This is a genomic window from Sediminibacterium ginsengisoli, from assembly GCF_900167075.1.
Lineage (GTDB): Bacteria > Bacteroidota > Bacteroidia > Chitinophagales > Chitinophagaceae > Sediminibacterium > Sediminibacterium ginsengisoli.
On sequence record NZ_FUWH01000001.1, the window covers coordinates 48,300 to 68,102 of the forward strand.

19 protein-coding genes are annotated in these 19,803 nt (G+C 47.3%); 16 read left to right on the plus strand and 3 right to left on the minus strand.

Annotated features, from left to right (window positions below; all coding sequences use genetic code 11):
- Positions 1 to 55 precede the first annotated feature (55 nt).
- From B5D42_RS00305 to B5D42_RS00335, 8 genes are all read left to right on the plus strand, one after another.
- The gene (locus B5D42_RS00305; RefSeq protein ID WP_078829428.1) at positions 56 to 3,202 is read left to right on the plus strand and encodes an ATP-dependent helicase; all 3,147 of its coding nucleotides are present in this window, start codon (positions 56 to 58) and stop codon (positions 3,200 to 3,202) included.
- Positions 3,203 to 3,224: 22 nt separating this feature from the next.
- Positions 3,225 to 4,694, plus strand: coding sequence for an Ig-like domain-containing domain (locus B5D42_RS00310; RefSeq protein WP_176112857.1), 1,470 nt, complete (start codon positions 3,225 to 3,227; stop codon positions 4,692 to 4,694).
- Positions 4,695 to 4,720: 26 nt separating this feature from the next.
- Positions 4,721 to 5,335: a recombination mediator RecR gene (gene recR, locus B5D42_RS00315; protein WP_078829430.1), complete on the plus strand. Its 615-nt coding sequence runs from the start codon at positions 4,721 to 4,723 to the stop codon at positions 5,333 to 5,335.
- A gap of 124 nt (positions 5,336 to 5,459) precedes the next feature.
- On the plus strand, positions 5,460 to 5,876 hold the full coding sequence (locus tag B5D42_RS00320; protein ID WP_078829431.1) for an OB-fold protein: 417 nt from the start codon (positions 5,460 to 5,462) through the stop codon (positions 5,874 to 5,876).
- Between the two features lie 27 nt (positions 5,877 to 5,903).
- Positions 5,904 to 6,431, plus strand: a complete 528-nt coding sequence (locus B5D42_RS00325) for a YceI family protein (RefSeq protein ID WP_078829432.1) — start codon at positions 5,904 to 5,906, stop codon at positions 6,429 to 6,431.
- 232 nt (positions 6,432 to 6,663) lie between these two features.
- On the plus strand, positions 6,664 to 7,677 hold the full coding sequence (locus tag B5D42_RS17810) for a homocysteine S-methyltransferase family protein (protein WP_176112858.1): 1,014 nt from the start codon (positions 6,664 to 6,666) through the stop codon (positions 7,675 to 7,677).
- A gap of 31 nt (positions 7,678 to 7,708) precedes the next feature.
- Complete coding sequence (gene metH / locus B5D42_RS00330; RefSeq protein ID WP_176112859.1) at positions 7,709 to 10,426, plus strand: methionine synthase; 2,718 nt, start codon at positions 7,709 to 7,711, stop codon at positions 10,424 to 10,426.
- Positions 10,427 to 10,484: 58 nt separating this feature from the next.
- Positions 10,485 to 11,294, plus strand: a complete 810-nt coding sequence (locus B5D42_RS00335; RefSeq protein WP_078829433.1) for a hypothetical protein — start codon at positions 10,485 to 10,487, stop codon at positions 11,292 to 11,294.
- Positions 11,295 to 11,351: 57 nt separating this feature from the next.
- Here B5D42_RS00335 and B5D42_RS00340 read toward each other — a convergent pair whose 3' ends face one another.
- Complete coding sequence (locus tag B5D42_RS00340) at positions 11,352 to 12,086, minus strand: LOG family protein (RefSeq protein ID WP_078829434.1); 735 nt, start codon at positions 12,084 to 12,086, stop codon at positions 11,352 to 11,354.
- 79 nt (positions 12,087 to 12,165) lie between these two features.
- Between B5D42_RS00340 and B5D42_RS00345 the strand changes: the two genes are divergently transcribed.
- The 5 genes from B5D42_RS00345 to B5D42_RS00365 all read left to right on the plus strand — a co-directional run bounded on the left by B5D42_RS00345 (position 12,166) and on the right by B5D42_RS00365 (position 15,375).
- Complete coding sequence (locus B5D42_RS00345) at positions 12,166 to 13,512, plus strand: hypothetical protein (RefSeq protein WP_078829435.1); 1,347 nt, start codon at positions 12,166 to 12,168, stop codon at positions 13,510 to 13,512.
- A gap of 14 nt (positions 13,513 to 13,526) precedes the next feature.
- Positions 13,527 to 14,300 (plus strand): exodeoxyribonuclease III, encoded by a 774-nt coding sequence (locus B5D42_RS00350; RefSeq protein ID WP_078829436.1) that lies wholly within the window; start codon positions 13,527 to 13,529, stop codon positions 14,298 to 14,300.
- A 1-nt stretch (position 14,301) separates the two neighbouring features.
- Positions 14,302 to 14,607, plus strand: a complete 306-nt coding sequence (locus tag B5D42_RS00355; protein WP_078829437.1) for a DUF4286 family protein — start codon at positions 14,302 to 14,304, stop codon at positions 14,605 to 14,607.
- Between the two features lie 299 nt (positions 14,608 to 14,906).
- Positions 14,907 to 15,176 (plus strand): HU family DNA-binding protein, encoded by a 270-nt coding sequence (locus B5D42_RS00360; protein ID WP_078829438.1) that lies wholly within the window; start codon positions 14,907 to 14,909, stop codon positions 15,174 to 15,176.
- A gap of 91 nt (positions 15,177 to 15,267) precedes the next feature.
- Positions 15,268 to 15,375 (plus strand): 30S ribosomal protein THX, encoded by a 108-nt coding sequence (locus B5D42_RS00365; RefSeq protein ID WP_078829439.1) that lies wholly within the window; start codon positions 15,268 to 15,270, stop codon positions 15,373 to 15,375.
- A gap of 56 nt (positions 15,376 to 15,431) precedes the next feature.
- On the opposite strand, the gene B5D42_RS00370 is transcribed toward B5D42_RS00365, so the two are convergent.
- The gene (locus tag B5D42_RS00370; RefSeq protein WP_078829440.1) at positions 15,432 to 16,730 is read right to left on the minus strand and encodes an aminotransferase class V-fold PLP-dependent enzyme; all 1,299 of its coding nucleotides are present in this window, start codon (positions 16,728 to 16,730) and stop codon (positions 15,432 to 15,434) included.
- 103 nt (positions 16,731 to 16,833) lie between these two features.
- Between B5D42_RS00370 and B5D42_RS00375 the strand changes: the two genes are divergently transcribed.
- The 3 genes from B5D42_RS00375 to B5D42_RS00385 are packed head-to-tail and all read left to right on the plus strand — an operon-like array spanning position 16,834 to position 18,737.
- On the plus strand, positions 16,834 to 17,073 hold the full coding sequence (locus tag B5D42_RS00375; RefSeq protein WP_078829950.1) for a CAMCR motif-containing small membrane protein: 240 nt from the start codon (positions 16,834 to 16,836) through the stop codon (positions 17,071 to 17,073).
- A gap of 24 nt (positions 17,074 to 17,097) precedes the next feature.
- Positions 17,098 to 17,799: an FkbM family methyltransferase gene (locus B5D42_RS00380; protein WP_078829441.1), complete on the plus strand. Its 702-nt coding sequence runs from the start codon at positions 17,098 to 17,100 to the stop codon at positions 17,797 to 17,799.
- A gap of 14 nt (positions 17,800 to 17,813) precedes the next feature.
- The gene (locus B5D42_RS00385) at positions 17,814 to 18,737 is read left to right on the plus strand and encodes a glycosyltransferase family 2 protein (protein ID WP_078829442.1); all 924 of its coding nucleotides are present in this window, start codon (positions 17,814 to 17,816) and stop codon (positions 18,735 to 18,737) included.
- Here B5D42_RS00385 and B5D42_RS00390 read toward each other — a convergent pair.
- Complete coding sequence (locus B5D42_RS00390) at positions 18,710 to 19,774, minus strand: glycosyltransferase family 4 protein (RefSeq protein ID WP_217698756.1); 1,065 nt, start codon at positions 19,772 to 19,774, stop codon at positions 18,710 to 18,712. The genes B5D42_RS00385 and B5D42_RS00390 overlap by 28 nt on opposite strands.
- Positions 19,775 to 19,803 lie beyond the last annotated feature (29 nt).

Here is a 19,803-nt window from a genome sequence, read left to right on the forward strand (position 1 = left end):
AGTTCATGCGGTTAACCGTATCGCAGGTACTGGCCCGGATGATTATCTTTACAATATGTCAGCAACAGCACAACAGGCAGAGCAATTCCGGAAAATCTATGAGTCACTGAACGAACAGCAGCGAAAGGCCGTAGATACGATAGAAGGGCCGGTGATGGTGATCGCAGGTCCCGGTACGGGTAAAACCCAGATCCTGGGTGCACGCATCGGCCGGATCCTGATGGATACGGATGCTTTACCGTCCAATATTCTCTGCCTTACCTATACCGATGCCGGTGTGGTTGCCATGCGCAAAAGATTACAGGGGTTTATTGGCCCCGATGCGTATAAAGTGAATATCTATACGTTCCATGCTTTCTGCAACGATATCATCCAGGAAAATCTTTCCCTGTTTGAAAAAACATCGCTGGATGCCATATCTGAACTGGAAAGCATAGAACTGTTTAAAAACCTGATCGACAGTTTTCCTAAAAATCACCCGCTCAAACGTTACCGCGGAGATGTGTATTTCGAGATCAGTAACCTGCGCTCTTTATTCAGCACCATGAAAAGGGAGGGCTGGACGCCGGAACAGATCAATACGGCAATCGATACTTACCTGGCCGAACTGCCCACCAGAGACGAATTCATTTATAAAAAAGCCTACAGGCAATTCAAGGCCGGCGACCTGAAGCAAAACAAAATAGCAGAAGAAACAGAGCGCATGGAAAAACTGCGTGCTGCAGTGAATGAGTTCAACCGATTCCAGGAGCTGATGCGCAAACGGAACCGCTACGATTTCGATGACATGATCAACTGGGTGATCCGCGCGTTCAGCGAAGACCCCTATCTCTTGTCAAAGTACCAGGAACAATTCCAGTATATCCTTGTTGATGAATACCAGGATACAAGCGGAACACAGAACCGGCTGGTAGAACTGCTGATCAGCTTCTGGGACAAGCCGAACATTTTTGTAGTGGGCGATGATGACCAGAGTATCTATCGTTTCCAGGGAGCCAACGTAGAGAATATGCTCGATTTTGCACACCGTTACCAGCAGGACCTGATGACCGTAGTGCTCACCAATAATTACCGTTCCATACAACCGATACTGGATGTGTCGAAAAGCCTGATCGACCGTAATAATGAACGCCTGGTAAACAAGATACCGGGTTTGTCAAAGGCATTATTGTCATCCAATACGGGCATCAATCAACTCACACATCCGCCGCTGATACAGGAATATAGCACCATGCGCCAGGAAATGATCGGCATTACTCTGGCCGCAGAACGCCTGCTGCAGCAGGGCATAGCGCCGGGAAAGATCGGTGTGATCTATAAGGAAAATAAATACGGTGAAGAACTGACGCGTTATTTCAAACAGAAAAATATTCCCGTTTACAGCAAGCGCAGCCTGAATCTTTTCGACCTGCCGATGGCGCAGAAGCTTATCCTGCTTTTCAAATACCTGGCAGCCGAGCACGATATCCCGTATGGCGGTGATGAAATGCTGTTTGAGATACTTCATTTCAACTGGTTTGGTATTGCGCCGATAGAAATAGCCAAACTCAGCGTGGAAGTTGCCGATAAAAAATTCGGTGAAGGGAAAACCTCGATCCGCAGACTGCTTTATGAAAAAGCGAACAGGCCGCCGGCAGACCTTTTCAGCACCGGTCCGGCGACCGGTCTCAAAGAAGCCAGCGCAGCACTCGAAAAATTAATAGCTGATGTGCCGAATGTAACCCTGCAGCACCTGTTCGAAAATATCATCCGCGAAGCAGGAGTGCTTCGTTATGTAATGCAGCAACCTGATAAACACTGGCAGTTGCAGGTCCTGACAGCTTTCTTCGATTTTATCAAAGATGAAACACACCGTAATCCCTTACTCACATTAGAACAACTGGTGAACATCATCATGCTGATGGAAAAAGAAGACATACGCCTGCCCCTGGTGCAGGTAAGCGGTATGGATACGGGTGTGAACCTGATGACTGCCCATGGTTCCAAGGGACTGGAGTTTGAATATGTGTTCATCGCCGGCTGTAATGCTGCCAGCTGGGAGAAAAAACGTAAACCGGGCGGAGGCTATTCACTGCCGGATACCATGTTCTCATCACAGCCGGCACAGAAAGACGATGAGGAGTTGCGCCGGCTTTTCTATGTAGCACTGACAAGGGCAGAGCAACACCTCTATATATCTTACAGCCGTTTCCGCGCAGACGGGAAAGAGCTGGAGCCGTCTATGTTCCTGGCCGAACTTCGCGAAGCGTATCATATGCCGGTTGAAAAGATCATCATCGATACGGAAACGGAAGCGCTCTTTGCCATGCTGGAGCTGACGGCCTCACTTGCACCGGAAATCGACCATGCAGAAGAAGAATTCGTTACCCGCCTGCTGGATAAGTTTGTGATGAACGTAACTGCGCTGAACAACTACCTGAAATGCCCGCTGCAGTTTTATTTCCAGAGCCTGGTGCGTGTGCCTTCTGGTAAATCGGAAGCCACGGAATTCGGTTCGGCCATCCATGATGCCTTGCAGAAACTGTTCGAGAAAATGCGCGAACGCGATGCATTCCCGCCGGCAGAAGAACTCATCAGCGATTTTGAGTGGTATATGCACAGGCACCGTGAAAGCTTTACCCGCGAACAGTTCGACAGGCGGATAGAATACGGACATGATGTACTCCGCAATTATTACGATACCTATGTAAACACCTGGAACCGCATTGTAGTGGTAGAACGTTCTATCCGTAATGTAGTGGTGAACGGCGTTCCGCTGAAGGGTAAGCTCGACAAGCTGGAATTCAACGGCAAAGAAGTGAATGTTGTGGATTACAAGACCGGCGATCCCGATAAAGCAAAAGACAAACTGAAACCACCGCACGATAAAAATCCGGATGGCGGCGATTACTGGCGCCAGGCTGTATTTTATAAACTGCTGATCGATCATTACGACCAGAAAGACTGGCGAGTGGTCAGCACCGAGTTCGATTTTATTGAACCCGACAATAAAAAGCAGTACCGCAAGGAAAAGATCACGATCACCCCGGCCGATACCACTACGGTAACCCAACAGCTCACCGAAGCCTGGGAAAAGATCCAGGCCCGCCAGTTCTATACCGGCTGCGGTAAGGAAGACTGCCATTGGTGTGGTTTTGTGAAAACGAATGACCTGGCCGTGGCACTGCACGACCTGTCGGACGGGGAAGAAACCGACGATTAACAGGATTTTGAGAACCGCATCCATGAACAATCCGCCCAAACCAGCTAAGTTTGCAGCGCTGATGAAAAAAACGATCCTATCATACAGCCTGGTCTGCCAGGCCCTTTTATTTGTATTGCTGACGGGTATGCTGGTATCCTGCGCCAACATCATACCACCCGGCGGCGGACCGCGTGATAGTCTGCCACCCCGGCTCTACATGGCAACGCCGCGGGATTCATCTGTAAATATGAGCACCACCACCAAAATGATCGTGCTTACGTTTGATGAATATATCGGCCCGCTCCAGGAAGTAGCCAAAAACATGATCGTATCGCCTACAACGAAAAACGCACCAATAGTGGATGCGCGTCTCCGCAACCTTACCATCCGTTTCCGCGATACGCTGGACCAGAATACCACTTACCGCGTCGATTTCGGAGATGCCATCCGCGATGTAAATGAAAATAATATTGCACGCGGTTTCAGCTACGTATTCTCAACCGGCAAAACCATTGATACCAATACATACCGCGGAAGAGTGGTAATGGCCGAAAGCGGCACGATCGACAGTACGCTGATCGTAGTGCTGCACAATAACCTGGCAGATTCGGCGGTCCGGAAACTGCGCCCGCGCTATTATGCGCGGGTTACCGGCAAAGGAGACTTCATGTTCCATAACCTGCCGGCCGGAAACTTTGCGGCGTATGTGGTTCCCGATGATTTCCTGCGCCGTTACGACGACAGTACAAAAATATTCGCATTTCTCGATCACCAGGTGAATACCAGGGCTGGGACAAGCGACACATTTTATGCATACCAGGAATTTAAAAGAGAGATAAAAGCGAGTGCGAATACAACCAACAAGGCAACAGGTAATAAGGACAAGGAAAAAGAAAAAGAGGATAAACGCCTCCGCTACAGCCATAGCCTCGAAGGCGGGCAGCAGGATCTGCTCGGCCATCTGCAGCTGACGTTCAACCGCAAACTGGCAACATTCGACAGCGCAGCGATCCAGCTCACGGATACATTATTCAGGCCATTGACCGGTTACCGTATTGAATTGGATACGGCACGCACCGGCGTTCATATTTATTACGCCTGGAAGGAAAATACACCGCTGCGTCTGAAGATAGCCCAGCAGGCAGTGGCCGATTCAGCGGGAATTACGCTTGCCAAGGCAGATACGTTACGGTTCAGCACACAGCGCGAATCCGATTACGGAAGCATCCGGCTCCGGTTCGCCAATATAGACCTGGCACGCAAACCGGTGCTGCAGTTTGTGCAGAACGACAAGCTGGAAGCATCTTATCCGTTAACACAGAAGGAGTTCTACCGCCGTTTGTACAAGCCCGGAGCGTATACATTGCGGATCCTTTATGATACCAATGGCAACGGCATCTGGGACCCGGGCAGTTTCAGAACTAAAAAACAGCCGGAAAAAGTAGAGCTCGTGAGCAAACAATTATCCATCCGGGCCAACTGGGATAACGAGGTTGAAGTATCTTTGTAACCGATTCAGAAAAGGCAGTCATCTACATGCAGTTACCATCATCATTACTGGAAAACGCCGTGGCGCAGTTTGCCAAACTGCCGGGTGTGGGCAAAAAGACCGCACTGCGGCTGGTATTGCATTTGCTCAAACAGGATGTGGATGATGTACAGCATTTCGGTGAAACCATTGCAAGAATGCGGCGTGATATCAAGTTCTGCCAGCGTTGCTGCAATGTAAGCGATGGTGATATCTGCTCCATCTGCGCCAATTCACAGCGTAATCCGCGGCTGATCTGCGTGGTAGAAAATATCCGGGATGTGATTGCTGTGGAAACCACACAGCAGTATAACGGAACTTACCATGTACTGGGCGGGGTGATCTCGCCGCTGGATGGGATCGGTCCGGATCAGCTGAATATCGAATCACTGGTACAAAGGATCGCAAGGGAAGAAACGGAAGAACTGCTTTTTGCCCTGAGCCCGAATATACAGGGCGATACTACCATTTATTATATCCAGAAAAAGATCGCGCACCTGCCCTGCAGGATCACAACCATCGCCCGTGGTATCGCTTTCGGCGGTGAACTGGAATATGCAGATGAAATGACCCTGGCACGCAGCATCGCCAACAGACTGCCTGTGCAGCAATACGTTAAATAAGATTTTAACGGTCCGCCATTACACCGTAATTTACGGAATGCGATTTTATATCACCCGGACATACGGTTTTGATGGCCGGAAGCCCGATATATTTTAAATTGCAGTTTAAACATCAATATTGAATATGAAAAATTGGGTAAAAATATTACTGATCCTGGTGGTGATCGGCGGCCTGGCAGCAGCCGGAGTGGCTTACTATGTTTACAATAAGCCCCATCGTGATGTGACCAAGGAAAAAGGTATCCTGTTAACGGCCCAGCAGCTGTACGATGCATTTAAAACCAATGAAGCCGATGCAAATGCAAAATACCTGGAAAAAGCCATTGAACTGAGCGGAGAAGTAGCGGCAGTAACAACCAACCAGGATGGGCAGGTAGTGGTAGATTTCAAAACCAGCGACCCGATGGTACTGATCAACTGTACTTTCAAAACCAACCCGGGCGCTATTAAACCCGGAGACACCATCACATTCAAAGGAATATGCACCGGTTATATTCCCGACGCCAATGTGGTGATCAATGAGGGGGTACTGGTAAAATAATTAATCAAACAGAAACCGAAGACTTATATGAAAAGAATAGCGTTATTATGTATGACCGTATGCCTGTTCTCCGTTGCTGTACAGGCACAGGTTCTGGCCACACGCAATGGCAAAATCAGCTTTGCATCGCCTTCAGATGATGATGTAAAAGCCGTGAATAACCAGGTAACGAGCAGGCTTACAACTGCTACCGGCCAGATGACCTTCAGCGTACTGATGAAAGGCTTCAAATTTGAGCTGGCAGAAATGCAGGACCATTTCAATGGAAAGGATTATGCCAATACCACCGCATACCCGCGTGCCGATTTTTCAGGTATGATCACGAATGTGAAAGCCATCAATTTTACAAAAGACGGCACGTATTCCGCAACCGTTAAAGGCAACCTGACCATGCACGGTGTTACAAAAAGCGTTACCGTAACAGGCAATGTTATTGTAGCCGGTGGCAAAGTAACCGTGAAAGCCAGTTTCCCGCTCAGCCTTGCCGATTATAATATCAATGGAAAAGGCGTAAGCTCAAAAGTAAATGTGGAAGTAAGCTGTAAATACGATTAAGCTAATCTGTCAATAAATTACACAGCCCTTCCTTACTGCCGGAAGGGCTTTTTTTTGTAATACCAATTAACTACCTTTGTATTCTACACAGGCGGATTTGTTTATTGTTCAGCCTGGGCTCCGGCCAATAGAACTAATAAACGTATAGGAAACTCTTCTGCTCCCTCCACGTTTATTTATTCTATTCCATGTAGTTAACCTGGTTATGCATGCATAACCGAAAATGTGAACTATGGATATCAGGAAAGAACTCGAAAAAAGGATTTTAGTGATAGATGGCGCCATGGGAACCATGATCCAGCGCCATAAACCGACAGAGGCGGACTATCGCGGTGAACGTTTCAAAGACTGGCATTGCGATGTGAAAGGAAATAACGACCTGCTTTGTATTACGCAACCCCAGATCATCAGGGGCATCCATAAACAATACCTGGAAGCCGGCGCCGATATCATCGAGACTAATACCTTCAGCAGCACTACCATTGCCATGGCAGATTACGATATGCAGTCGCTCGCTTACGAGCTGAATGTAGCTGCCGCCAGATGCGCAAAAGAGGCAGTGGCGGAATTCATGGCAGAACATCCTGATGCAACACCTAAATATGTAGCCGGTGCCATCGGCCCGCTGAACAAGACCCTTAGTCTTTCTCCCGACGTAAACAATCCCGGGTTCCGTGCAGTTACCTTCGACGAAGTGATGAACGCTTATTACGAGCAGATCTCCGGACTTGTAGATGGCGGCGTGGACATTCTCCTCATCGAAACCATCTTTGATACACTCAACGCCAAGGGTGCGATCTTTGCGGTGAAAAAATATTTCCGTGATACAGGTAAACCGGAATTACCGGTAATGATCAGCGGAACCATTACCGACGCTTCCGGGCGCACACTGAGCGGCCAGACACTCGAAGCATTTTATACCTCGGTAATGCATGCCAACCCGTTAAGCATCGGCCTCAACTGTGCGCTGGGTGCATCTGAAATGCGAAGTCATATTGAAGAACTTAGTCAGATCGCTGCCTGTTTCACATCCGCTTACCCCAATGCCGGTTTGCCGAATGCTATGGGCGAATATGATGAAGAGCCGCACCAGACAGCACATTTTATAGAAGAATGGGCGCGCCGCGGATTTGTGAACATTGTTGGCGGCTGTTGCGGAACAACACCTGATCATATCCGTCATATTGCGCAGGAAGTAAAAAATATCAGTCCGAGAACCCTCCCTGTACTGGAGGCTTCTTATTAAGTATCAACCCGGCTGTAAAGCCACCGAAACCATGAGCTCAGCAATAACCATCAAGCCATATCTGCGTCTTTCAGGACTGGAACCACTCGTGATCCGTCCGGAGATGAATTTTGTAAACGTAGGTGAACGTACCAATGTAACCGGCTCCAAGAAATTTGCGCGCCTGATCAGGGAAAACAAATACGAGGAAGCTTTATCTGTTGCACGCCAGCAGGTAGAAGGCGGTGCACAGGTACTGGATGTGAATATGGACGACGCCCTGCTCGAAGGCGTTTCAGCAATGACCACTTTCCTGAACCTGTTACAGAGTGAGCCCGATATTGCACGTATTCCTATCATGATCGACAGCTCAAAATTCGAGATCATTGAAGCCGGCCTGAAGTGTGTACAGGGAAAATGTATCGTAAACTCGATCTCTTTAAAGGAAGGCGAGGCAAAATTTATTGAACAGGCCATTGTCTGTAAATCATATGGTGCGGCAGTGATCGTAATGGCATTTGACGAAGTTGGTCAGGCCGATACGAAAGAAAGGAAGGTAGAGATCTGTCACCGCGCGTATAAAATCTTAACCGAACAGGTAGGCATTGCACCCCAGGATATCATCTTCGATCCGAACATTTTTGCGGTAGCTACCGGTATTGAAGAACACAATAATTACGCGGTAGATTTCATAGAGGCAACAAGGGAGATCAAAAAACTGATGCCGCTGACCAAGGTGAGCGGTGGTGTATCCAATGTGTCTTTCTCCTTCAGGGGAAATGATCATGTGCGTGAAGCCATTCACTCCGTTTTCTTATTCTATGCCATCAAAGCAGGTATGGATATGGGGATCGTGAACGCAGGACAGCTGGTAGTGTACGATGAGATAGAACCGACCCTGCGCGATCTTTGTGAAGATGTATTGCTGAACAGGAATAATGATAACAACGAAGCAACCGATAAACTGATCGCCCATGCGGAAACCGTAAAGGCGAAGGGTAAGGTAGAAGTGAAAGATGAGGCATGGCGTAATGAACCGGTAGAAAAAAGGCTGGCACACTCGCTTGTAAACGGCATCACCGATTATATAGACGCAGATACGGAAGAAGCGCGTCAGAAATATCCCAAACCGCTGGATGTGATCGAAGGGCCGCTGATGGACGGTATGAACATAGTAGGTGACCTTTTCGGAGCCGGTAAAATGTTCCTGCCGCAGGTAGTGAAAAGCGCAAGGGTGATGAAGAAAAGTGTAGCGATCCTGACTCCTTATATCGAAGCGGAAAAAGAGGCACGCAAACAGGCAAATCTTGCTGCGGGCACAGCAAATACGGAAACTGCCGGCGCAGCAAAGATCCTGCTGGCAACGGTGAAGGGTGATGTACACGATATCGGAAAGAACATTGTAGGCGTGGTGCTGGGCTGTAACGGGTATGATATCATTGATCTGGGTGTGATGGTTCCGGCAGATAAGATCCTTGAAACCGCAGAAAAGGAAAAGGCAGATATCATAGGCCTGAGCGGACTGATCACACCATCGCTGGACGAAATGGTACATATCGCGAAAGAAATGAAAAGACGCGGCATGAACCAACCCCTGCTGATCGGCGGTGCAACAACTTCGCGCATCCATACTTCCGTTAAGATCGCACCTGAATATGACAATGGTGTGGTACACGTACTCGATGCATCGCGAAGCGTAACTGTAGCCGGCTCATTGCTGAATAAAGAACAGAAAGAGGATTTTCTCGCCGGCATTTCCACAGAGTATAAAAAACTGAAAGAAAATTTCGACAATAAAAAACCGGTGAAGCAATACCTGACTTATGCGGAAGCATTGCAGAACAAGGTAGATGTGAACTGGGCTGAATATGAGCCAACAGTACCAACATTCATTGGTACCAAAGTGTTTGAAGATTATGACCTCGCGTCACTCAGGCCGTTCATCGACTGGAAGCCATTCTTCATCGCCTGGGAAATGCATGGTAATTTCCCCGATATCCTTACCGATAATGTAGTAGGAAAGGAGGCCACTAAATTGTATGAGGATGCCAATAAACTGCTGGATCAGATCATTGCAGAAAAATGGCTGACTGCAAAAGGAACCATCGGTTTCTGGGAAGCATCCAGCAAAGACGATGATGTGTTTGTGCAGCACGATGGTCAAGAGACGAAACTCTGTTTCCTGCGCCAGCAGATCAAGAAAGCGCCGGGGCAGCCGAACCTTTCACTTGCAGACTTTATCGCACCGGCAGCAGCAGGTAAAAAAGACTATATCGGTGCTTTTGCAGTTACCCTGCATGGCATAGAAGAACATATCCGCCGTTTCGAGGCAGCACACGATGATTACAACAAGATCATGCTGCAGGCCCTGGCCGATCGTTTTGCCGAAGCATTTGCAGAAGCGCTGCACCTGCATACCCGGAAAGAGTACTGGGGCTATGATAAAGACGAGCAGCTGAACAATGAAGAACTGATCAAAGAACAATATGTGGGTATCAGGCCTGCGCCGGGTTATCCTGCCTGTCCGGATCATACGGAGAAATACAAATTATTCGATCTGCTGAATGCTACCGAAACCACAGGGATACAGCTTACCGAAAGCCTGGCTATGTTCCCGGCGTCTTCGGTTTGCGGCTGGTATTTTTCAAATCCGAAAAGCCAGTATTACGGTGTAGGTAAAATACAGCAGGATCAGCTCGAAGATTATACAGAGCGTAAAGGGCTGCCTGCAGCTGAAATGGAACGCTGGCTCAGCCCGGTGCTCGAATAAACAGCCGTCAAAAAACAAACAGCTGTATCTTTGTGCCCTTTAACCAATAAAAGAGCAAATGAACCGTGTATGGCGTTTTGTGCTGCCGGTGATCGCTGTATTGCCGGCGATGCTGTTGCAGGCACAGGAAAAGAAAGAAAGGAAAGGTGAATTTTATTTCTCCTGGGGATACAACAAAGAATGGTATACCCGCTCCAATGTAAAAGTGGATCAGCCTTCATTGGGCAGCCAGTATACTTTAAGGAATGTGCGCTCGCACGATCATCCGGGGTGGGATGAAGGATTGTTCAGCATTCCGATCAGCATTCCCCAGTATAATTACCGCATCGGGTACTTCTTCAACAAGAAAAAAGGACTGGCATTCGAGATCAATTTCGATCATACCAAACATATTATCCAGGACGGGCAGGATGTAAGAATAACCGGAAAGCTGAATGGCCGCCAGGTAGACAGTACCGTGAATTTTTCAAAGGGCAACGGGTTCTATTATTACCTGAACAACGGCGCCAATTTCCTCCTGTTCAATATTGTAAAAAGATGGAACTGGTACGAAAGCCGCAACCATAACCTGAAAGTAGATGGTCTCGGTAAAGCTGGTATCGGCCCTGTGATCCCGCACGTGGAGAATAGTTTATTCGGTCAGAAAAATGACGACGGATTTCAGCTGGGTGGCTGGAATGCAGGAGTGGAGTATGCAGTACGCGGTACATTCTACAAACATGTATACCTCGAATTTGCCAACAAACTCGATTATGCCAGCTATTCCAACCTCAAAGTGTACAACGGAACGGCCAGGCAGAACTTCGGTACTTACGAACTGATCCTGAGCCTCGGTTATACTTTCCCGATGGGCAAAAGGGTTAACTGATATTTATGACCAACTCATAAAAAAGCAAAGGGAAAGCAGAACGCTTTCCCTTTGCTTTTATCTTTTCTCCAGCAGCCACCAGAGTTTTCTTCTTTTTTTCACTTTGAAATTCTTGGCGATATAAGCCTGGATATACTGCATGGCTTCCTCGATATCATCGGTAAGCAGGATCAGTTTTTTATCTTCTGCAGAAATAGTACCACTTTCGATCATGGTGTCGATCGCTTCCATCAGTGGCTGGAAATATTCCTTGCCAAACAATACGATCGGGAAATTGGTGATCACTTTAGTCTGCACGAGCGTGATGGTTTCGAACAACTCATCCATGGTGCCGAAACCGCCTGGCATAATGATGAATGCATAAGAATATTTTACAAGCAGTACTTTGCGGATGAAGAAATAATCGAACGTGATCCATTTCTGCATATAAGGATTGGGCTGCTGTTCAAACGGCAGTTTGATGTTGCAGCCCACAGACATACCGCCATGCTCGAAAGCGCCCCTGTTGGCAGCTTCCATAATACCGGGGCCGCCGCCTGTCATAGTAGTAAAGCCTAAACTCGCGATCCTTTTACCGAATTCCTGCGCTGCCTTATAATACCGGTGATCTTCCTTGAACCTGGCCGAACCAAACACCGTGATGCAGGGGTCCAGGAAATGCAGTGTTCTGAAACCTTTGATAAACTGCAGCAGTATCTGCCAGGCAAATCCTAATTCATAAATGCGGGGTTTAGGTCCGTCGAGATACACGGATTGTTTTGCCGGAATAATCCTTTCGTCTGTTTTTTCCATAATCTGTTCTTATATTCAATAGCGGTTCAAATTAGCACAAAATTTGCTGCTAAAAAGCAACTATCACACCTGCCGGCTTATGAAGAAGTTAATTTTCATCCTTTTGATACCCCTGTTATATGGCTCTCTGTCTGCGCAGAAAAAAATTGTGATAGAGGATCTGCGTAGTTTTTCCATGCATGGTCTTGAAAGTATTTACCTTCAAACACCCGCTATCAGGCAGACATTGCTCAGGAACCTGAATGAAATAGTATTACAGCATTTCGACTGTCCTCTTGCCGATACCAACTCGCTCTCTGTAGAAATGCTCAAGCTGCCGCGCGCCAGGACAAAAGCTGATTTCAACACGAGCGACACCAATCAGCTTCACCTTTTCCTGGATCTTTACCAGTATCGCCCGTTCGATTTTTTCCTGGCCACAAGGGCTACCCAGAACGACACTTCCGTGATGAAATCTACCAAGACGGTCATCCGCCTGAGTGCATTGCTGGCAAAGGATAAGAATACAGTGCTGCTGAACAAAACGATCGACCTGCTGCTGAGTCATGGGGAAACGCCGGGTATGGGGATTGTGTCGGAAAATACTTACTTGTCGCCCAAAAGTTTCCTTGAAGTATTGCGGACCGGTTTCAGGCTTTTACTGGATCCGCAGGATATGACGGAACAGATCGGCATCAAAGCCACGCCTGTATTCCAGGCAGAGAACCTGCTGATGCCGGCATTGTCGCAGCAGCAGCGGAGTGTTGCAGCCACACAGAAGAATGGTGCAGCATTTACTTATAACAGTGAACGGGAAATGGTTCGCTATGGCGACAAGCTCTACCAGGAAATAGAACTGCGCGGAAAAAACCCGACACCGCTTACGCCTTTCCTGCGGAATGTGATCGAAGAAGCACGAAATAAAAGCCGTTCCGATTTTATCTTCCTGCACCAGGAGCTGCGCGATGTGAAAAGGGATCATAACTATTTACTGAAGCTGCTCATCCAGGTAGGGCCGGATACCGAAGTAAGCAATCCGCTCACGAATTTTATGGAGGGCTATGTGCATTATCTCCTGAAAGACAAAGACACGATAGCCAGGTTCTCCATCAGTCATAATGCCAGGATGAGAGGAAAATTCATTTACCCTGATAAAGTCTGGAATGGCTTCGATACGGCATCTCTGCATACTTTCAGCCTTGCACAGGTTGTTCCGCCCCAGCCGCTTGTGGCTGCTTACCAGGTTAAAGGTCAGATCGGAAAGCACATGTTTACCATAAACTGCCTCGGCAGCAACACGGTGAAAGAAATACTGGTGGATGATAAAAGGATCTGTATTGTACAGGGGCGCTTTATTCCTGAAAGGTTTGTGTTTTTTGATGCATCTTTATCCCCCGAAATACTGGATCAGCTGCTGCTGATCGGGTTTTCCGGCTTTTTAGAATGATATACAACTGACTTATGCGTATTATTTCATACAACGTGAACGGCATCAGGGCTGCCATCAAAAAAGGATTTATTGAATGGCTGCAGACAAACCCTGCAGATATCATCTGCCTGCAGGAAACGAAAGCATCTAAAGACGATGTGAATATTAAACTCATCGAAGACCTGGGCTACGATACTTACTGGTTTTCGGCCAATAAAAAAGGATACAGCGGCGTAGCCATATTCACTAAAATAAAGCCCGACCAGGTTATTTACGGCAGTAATATCGAGCAGAGCGATTTTGAAGGCCGTGTGATCCGCGCTGATTTCGGAGATCTTACCGTTGTAAATGCATATTTCCCTTCGGGTACGAGCGGCGACATACGCCAGGTGTACAAATACCAGTGGCTCGATGAGTTCTTTGCGCACCTGCAGGAACTGCGTAAAACAAGACCGCAACTGGTGGTTACAGGCGATTACAATATTGCACACCGTGAAATAGATATCCATGATCCGAAAGGCAATAAAAATTCATCAGGCTTCCTGCCGCAGGAGCGAGCATGGATGGATATGTTCCTGGAGAATGAATGGATAGACAGCTACAGGCATGTGAACCCGGAAGCGAAAGGTGCCTATTCCTGGTGGAGCCAGCGTTTTCCATCTGTGCGTTTGCAGAACAAGGGCTGGCGGATCGATTATATCTCGGTAACCACGCCGTTGCAGGCATCCATCTGCGGGGCAGCTATATATCCTGATGTAAAGCACAGTGATCACTGCCCGATTTATCTCGAACTGAAACGAAACTGATATGCTTATCTATAATACAACCATCAAGGTAAGCTGGGCCATTCATGATGCGTGGCTGCAATGGGTAAAAGCAGAACATATCCCGCAAATGATGCGCTGCGGGTCATTTACTGGCTACCGCTTTGTGCAGCTGCTCGATACAGACGAAGAAGAAGGACCCACTTATGCAATCCAGTACGAACTGCCAGACAGGCAGGCATACGAACATTACCAGGCACAGTTTGCCGCAGGATTCCGTAATGAAGCGTTTGCACGATGGGGGAATGGTTTTATTGGATTTCACTCACTTATGCAGGTTGTGAATTGAGTGTGGATAGTTTTCCAAAATCATTTTGGTATTCATAAATCTTCGCTATATTCCCCTGAAAGCCGCTTGGGCGTTGCTTTTCAGCGTTTTTCTCCTGAAACCCTTTACAGTATTGGGTTTCAGCGGTTTTGTTTCCATTTTTGCCAGGAACACAATACGTATAAAATCGCCTGAAATCCTTGACAGTACCGCATTTGGGGGAATATTAAAAACTGCTTAAAAAGACGAAAAATATTTTGCTGATAGCTAAAAGCAGATAAATTTGTTTCCTGTTATTCAAACAATCTAAAAACACATCTATGAACAAAGCTGAATTGATCGCTCAGATCGCTGAAGATGCTGGTGTTACTAAAACCCAGGCTAACGCAGCGTTAGATTCTTTCGTTGACACTGTAACAAAAACCCTGAAAAAAGGTGATAAAGTTACCCTGGTAGGATTTGGTACTTTCTCTGTTTCTAAACGTGCTGCACGTACCGGTCGTAACCCGCAAACCGGCGAAACAATCAAAATCAAAGCTAAGAAAGTTGCACGCTTCAAAGCTGGTAAAGAACTGAGCGCTAAAATCTAATTTTAGTCCTGAAAAGAATTGAACCCCGCAAATTTGCGGGGTTTTTCTATTTTTGCGGTTCACTCATTGTTTAATACTTAAAACCAACATCATGGGCAGAGGTGATAAAAAAACAGCAAAAGGTAAAAGATTCAAAGGTTCTTTCGGTAAAAGCCGTCCGGCTAAAACCAAAAAAGCCGTAACTCCTAAAGCTTCTTAATCAAACGGGTAGATGATGCCTGGTCCGCATGCGGATCAGGCATCAGCAAATCCTGGTCAGGCTTTTTTCCCCGACGCGATCTCTTCTATCGCATGCACCAGTTTATCCAGGTCTGCTATGCGCGTGTATACATGTGGTGTAATACGTACACAACTGATATTCTCCCAGACAATCCCTACCGTGTGAATTTTATAAGTGCCGAATAAAGCACCATCGAGCTGTGCAGGTGTCATCCCGTCAACGGAAACACCGCAGATGGCACAGGAATAATCTGCTTTCAGCGATGTGTGCAGTTTTACTTTCGGTATATCTTTTACTTTATCTGCCCAGTAATTTTTCAGGTAACGGATCCTTTCCTCTTTTCTTTTACTGCCGATGGCGGTATGGAAATTAATGGCTTCGCCGATGCCCTGCTCTATGGGAAAGCTGCGTGTACCAAGGGTTTCGAACTTCCTGATATCGCCGCTGTTGGGTTTGTCGTTACAGGTAAGCGGCCAGATCTTTTCGATCTTCTCTTTTTTGATCCATAACATGCCGCTGCCGATAGGGGCACTCAGGAATTTATGCAGACTGGTGCCGAAATAATCGCATTCCAGGTCCGGTATCTTAAAATCGAGCAGGCCGAAGGAATGGGCGCCGTCTACCACTACTTCCAGTCCGTGCTGATGCGCCATCCGGCAAAGTTTGCGTACGGGCATGATCTGTCCTACCCAGTTGATGATATGCGTTACATGTAATATCCTGGTTTTGGGTGTGATCGCTTTCTCATAAGCCGCTACGATCTCGTCGTCGTTTTCTATGGGAAAATTAAAACTGAGTTGTTTATATACAATGCCGTCCCTTAAAGCGCGCTGCCTCCAGGCCTGTATCATATTCGGGTAATCCTGCAAAGTTCCGATCACTTCATCGCCGGCTTTCAGGTTCAGTCCGTAGATTACGGTATTAAGGGCTTCCGTGGCGTTCCGGTTAATGGCGATCTCATCGGGCTGGCAGCCTGCCAGTGTGGCCAGTTTGTAGCGCAAAGGCTCACGGCCCTGGTCCAGGATCCGCCACATAAAATATGAAGGGCCTTCATTGGCCAGTTTATTGTACCGTTCCACCGCCTCCTGCACAATACGCGGAGAAGGGCTGACACCGCCGTTATTCAGGTTGATGATGGCCGGGCTTACGGTAAAACCCTGCTGGATCACACTCCAGTAGTCTTCGTCTGCAGCTGCCAGCTCCGGGCTCAGCCCGCTTATTTTTTGCGCTGCCTGCTCCCAGGAAGCGGCATGCAGCTGATTGAAAAGGCTGCCTGCTGAAAAAGCGCCGGCCAGCATGCCGGCCTGTTTCAGGAATGTTCTCCGGTGATTCATTTTTTTTGATGAAAGTTAATCATTCCCTCAAATAATTCCCAGCACTCCTTTTGGGGCAACATTCCCTTAGTTTCTTTATATCTTTGTGCTGAAACACATGATTATGCAAAAGAAGCGTTTGATCCTGGCGGGATGTATCTTGTTACTGTTGTCTCTGAGTGAGCAGGCCGTAGCCCAATGCTCCATCTGTACCAAAACGGCGTCTCAATTGGGCGAAGGCCCTGCACAGGCGCTCAATTCGGCTATTATTTACCTGGCCGGCGCACCACTCGCGATCATGGGTTTTATCGGTTACAGGTGGTGGAAAAATGAAAAGAGGCTGCAGGATGCAGATATGAAATAAACATTAATCGGATAACCCATACTGATGCAGCTGAATAATCTTGGCCGTTACCTCAAATACAAACTGAACAAGGAAGAACGTAATATTCAGAAAGAAGCCCGCCGCTTTAAATGGCTCGAATCGTACGGTTTTAAAACCATTATCGATGTAGGTGCCAACGAAGGCCAGTTCACCAAAAAGATCCTGCGCGTGTTCCCGGATGCTGTGGTGCACAGTTTTGAACCGCTCACCGATGTTTATAATAAATTATCTGAAGCTTTCGGTCAGAACAAAAACATCATCACTTATAATTATGGTCTGGGCGAAAGCGCTGAAGAGAAAATGATCTACAACAACGAGTATTCGCCCTCTTCTTCGCTGCTGGAAATGCTGGACCTGCATAAAAATAATTTTGATTTCGCTGTAAAAAGCGAACCTATACGCATACAGATCAGAACGCTCGACAGCTTCTTCCCGCAGCCACCTGCCGGTCCGCTGCTGCTGAAGATAGATGTACAGGGTTATGAAATGTTCGTGCTGAAAGGTGCGGCACAGATCCTGGAACAAACAGACCTGCTGATCATTGAAACGAGCTTTTACCCGCTGTACAAAGACCAGCACCTGTTTGAAGATATCTATGATTACCTTACGGCACGCGGATTCAGGTATGCAGGTAATGTGGAACAACTGATCGCTCCTACAGATCATAAGATCCTGCAGGCTGATGCAGTATTCATCAAACGATAAACGGCTCGCCGGCCATGAACAGTACTGCTCCTTTTATTTCTGTGATCATCCCTACTTACAATGCTGCGGCTACCGTGGCACGTTGCCTGGATAGTTTTGTGATCCAGGACTATCCCAACAAGGAGATACTGGTGCTCGATGCATTCTCAACGGATGAAACTGTTGTCATCGTACAGTCTTTCTCTGCCGTACACGATTGTATAAAGCTGATGGTAGATAAAGACAAAGGCATTTACGATGCAATGAATAAAGGCGGTTCGCTGGCCACCGGCGAATGGCTTTATTTTTCCGGGAGCGACGATTTTCTGCTGGCTGATGATGTGCTTACGAAAGTGGCAAAGGAACTGGCGTCCGGAGAAGCTGATGTTTATTACGGAGACGTCCGCAGCGCCAGACTGGGTAAACATACCGGCGGTGTGTATGGCGGTCCGTTCGATGAAGTACGGATCCTGCAGACCAATGTATGCCACCAGGCGATCTTTATGCGCAGGTCTTTATTTCTTTCTTATGGCATGTACGATATCCGTTACAGGTATTATGCAGATTATGTAATGAACCTGAAATGGATGCTGGACAGCTCCGTCCGGAAAAAATACATCCCCGTTCTGATCGCTAATTATACAGACGGCGGTTTTTCCAGCACCGTTCCCGGCGATCCGCTTTTCTTCAGCAATTATGCTTCACTGGTAACTGAACTGGCTGCACCATTTTTTGAAAACTATCCTGATAAGATAAAATTCCTCAGGGTATTCTTTAACCGGATCAACAGGCTGGACGGGCCTGCCAGAACATTTGAAGCGGCCAGGCGTTTCGGGCAATACGGGAAAGCCGTATTCGCGGCACTTGCGCTTAGCATGCTTAAATATGCGGGTGGATTTTACTTCTTTAAAGAAAAGACCAACGCAAAAAATCAGCGTCTCGCTAATACTTCATCGTAAACAGACAGGTAATCTTCCGCAGCCTGCTGCCAGCTGAAAAAGCCGGCACGCGCTTTTACATGTTCTGCAAATTCCGGGTGATCCGTAAAATGCTGTAAGCAGCGGAACAATTCTGCGCGCATCGGTCCGGGATCGAAATCGTTGAAATAAAAAGCAGCATCGGATCCTATCTCGGGTAAAGAAGTGAGGGTGGAAAGCAATACAGGCTTGCCGAAATACATTGCTTCCACAACCGGCAACCCGAAACCTTCCGCAATCGACGGGAAAACAAAAGCAGTACACTGCATATAATACCATTGCTTATCGGCTTCGCTGATGGCTCCCGTAAAATGCACACGGTTATTAACGCCATGCTTTTTAGCTTCAGCGATAATACGTTCCTTATAGGAAGGATCGTGTACAATGCCGCCGATCACCAGTTCAAAATCATTATCAGCCAGCAATGCAGGCAGTACATGGAAATTCTTTTTTTCCTGGATAGTGCCGATCGTAAAAAGAAAAGGCCTGCGGGGTTGCAGCAGCGGCGCTTTTTCAATTTTTATTGTTTCAATATTACAGCCGTTGTAAATGATGCTGGTCTTTTTATTCTCCAGGTGTACATGCTGTTTCAGCTCCTGCAATACAAACCCGGAAATGGTGGTGATATGATCTGCGCGATCGATCTTTTCCTGAAGCTGGCGTAAATATTTTTTCTTTTTTGTTTCGTTTTTGCGCTGGTCATGAAGAAAATTGAGATCATGCACAGTGAGCACAACCGGGATCTTCCGCTTCGCGGGGAAATAATCGGTTGACTGATGTGTCGCATGCCAGAGGTCATAATTACGCGTGGCCGGGAGCAAAAATTTATGCAGGTTCTGCTGCAAAAGATAACCTGCGCCCTGTCCGAAAATGCCCTGCTGTACCGACGGTACATAAAATGTAAAATGCCTGGCTGTACCAGCTTTTTGCTGCAGTGCTTTTCCCAGTTGATAGCAATAATGATAAAGCCCTGTATTGGGATACTTCATCCGCTCACAATCTACCAGGATCTGCTGCATGGCTGTTATACGTTTATTGCTCGGTAAAA

Bases quoted from the DNA above. Each gene is read 5' to 3' on its own strand.
- B5D42_RS00370 (WP_078829440.1), bottom strand. From the start codon at position 16,730: ATGAATCACCGGAGAACATTCCTGAAACAGGCCGGCATGCTGGCCGGC.
- recR (WP_078829430.1), top strand. From the start codon at position 4,721: ATGCAGTTACCATCATCATTACTGGAAAACGCCGTGGCGCAGTTTGCC.
- B5D42_RS17810 (WP_176112858.1), top strand. From the start codon at position 6,664: ATGGATATCAGGAAAGAACTCGAAAAAAGGATTTTAGTGATAGATGGC.
- B5D42_RS00385 (WP_078829442.1), top strand. From the start codon at position 17,814: ATGAACAGTACTGCTCCTTTTATTTCTGTGATCATCCCTACTTACAAT.
- B5D42_RS00390 (WP_217698756.1), bottom strand. From the start codon at position 19,774: ATGCAGCAGATCCTGGTAGATTGTGAGCGGATGAAGTATCCCAATACA.
- B5D42_RS00360 (WP_078829438.1), top strand. From the start codon at position 14,907: ATGAACAAAGCTGAATTGATCGCTCAGATCGCTGAAGATGCTGGTGTT.
- metH (WP_176112859.1), top strand. From the start codon at position 7,709: ATGAGCTCAGCAATAACCATCAAGCCATATCTGCGTCTTTCAGGACTG.
- B5D42_RS00310 (WP_176112857.1), top strand. From the start codon at position 3,225: ATGAACAATCCGCCCAAACCAGCTAAGTTTGCAGCGCTGATGAAAAAA.
- B5D42_RS00375 (WP_078829950.1), top strand. From the start codon at position 16,834: ATGCAAAAGAAGCGTTTGATCCTGGCGGGATGTATCTTGTTACTGTTG.
- B5D42_RS00320 (WP_078829431.1), top strand. From the start codon at position 5,460: ATGAAAAATTGGGTAAAAATATTACTGATCCTGGTGGTGATCGGCGGC.
- B5D42_RS00325 (WP_078829432.1), top strand. From the start codon at position 5,904: ATGAAAAGAATAGCGTTATTATGTATGACCGTATGCCTGTTCTCCGTT.
- B5D42_RS00345 (WP_078829435.1), top strand. From the start codon at position 12,166: ATGAAGAAGTTAATTTTCATCCTTTTGATACCCCTGTTATATGGCTCT.
- B5D42_RS00355 (WP_078829437.1), top strand. From the start codon at position 14,302: ATGCTTATCTATAATACAACCATCAAGGTAAGCTGGGCCATTCATGAT.
- B5D42_RS00350 (WP_078829436.1), top strand. From the start codon at position 13,527: ATGCGTATTATTTCATACAACGTGAACGGCATCAGGGCTGCCATCAAA.
- B5D42_RS00340 (WP_078829434.1), bottom strand. From the start codon at position 12,086: ATGGAAAAAACAGACGAAAGGATTATTCCGGCAAAACAATCCGTGTAT.
- B5D42_RS00335 (WP_078829433.1), top strand. From the start codon at position 10,485: ATGAACCGTGTATGGCGTTTTGTGCTGCCGGTGATCGCTGTATTGCCG.
- B5D42_RS00365 (WP_078829439.1), top strand. From the start codon at position 15,268: ATGGGCAGAGGTGATAAAAAAACAGCAAAAGGTAAAAGATTCAAAGGT.
- B5D42_RS00305 (WP_078829428.1), top strand. From the start codon at position 56: ATGTCAGCAACAGCACAACAGGCAGAGCAATTCCGGAAAATCTATGAG.
- B5D42_RS00380 (WP_078829441.1), top strand. From the start codon at position 17,098: ATGCAGCTGAATAATCTTGGCCGTTACCTCAAATACAAACTGAACAAG.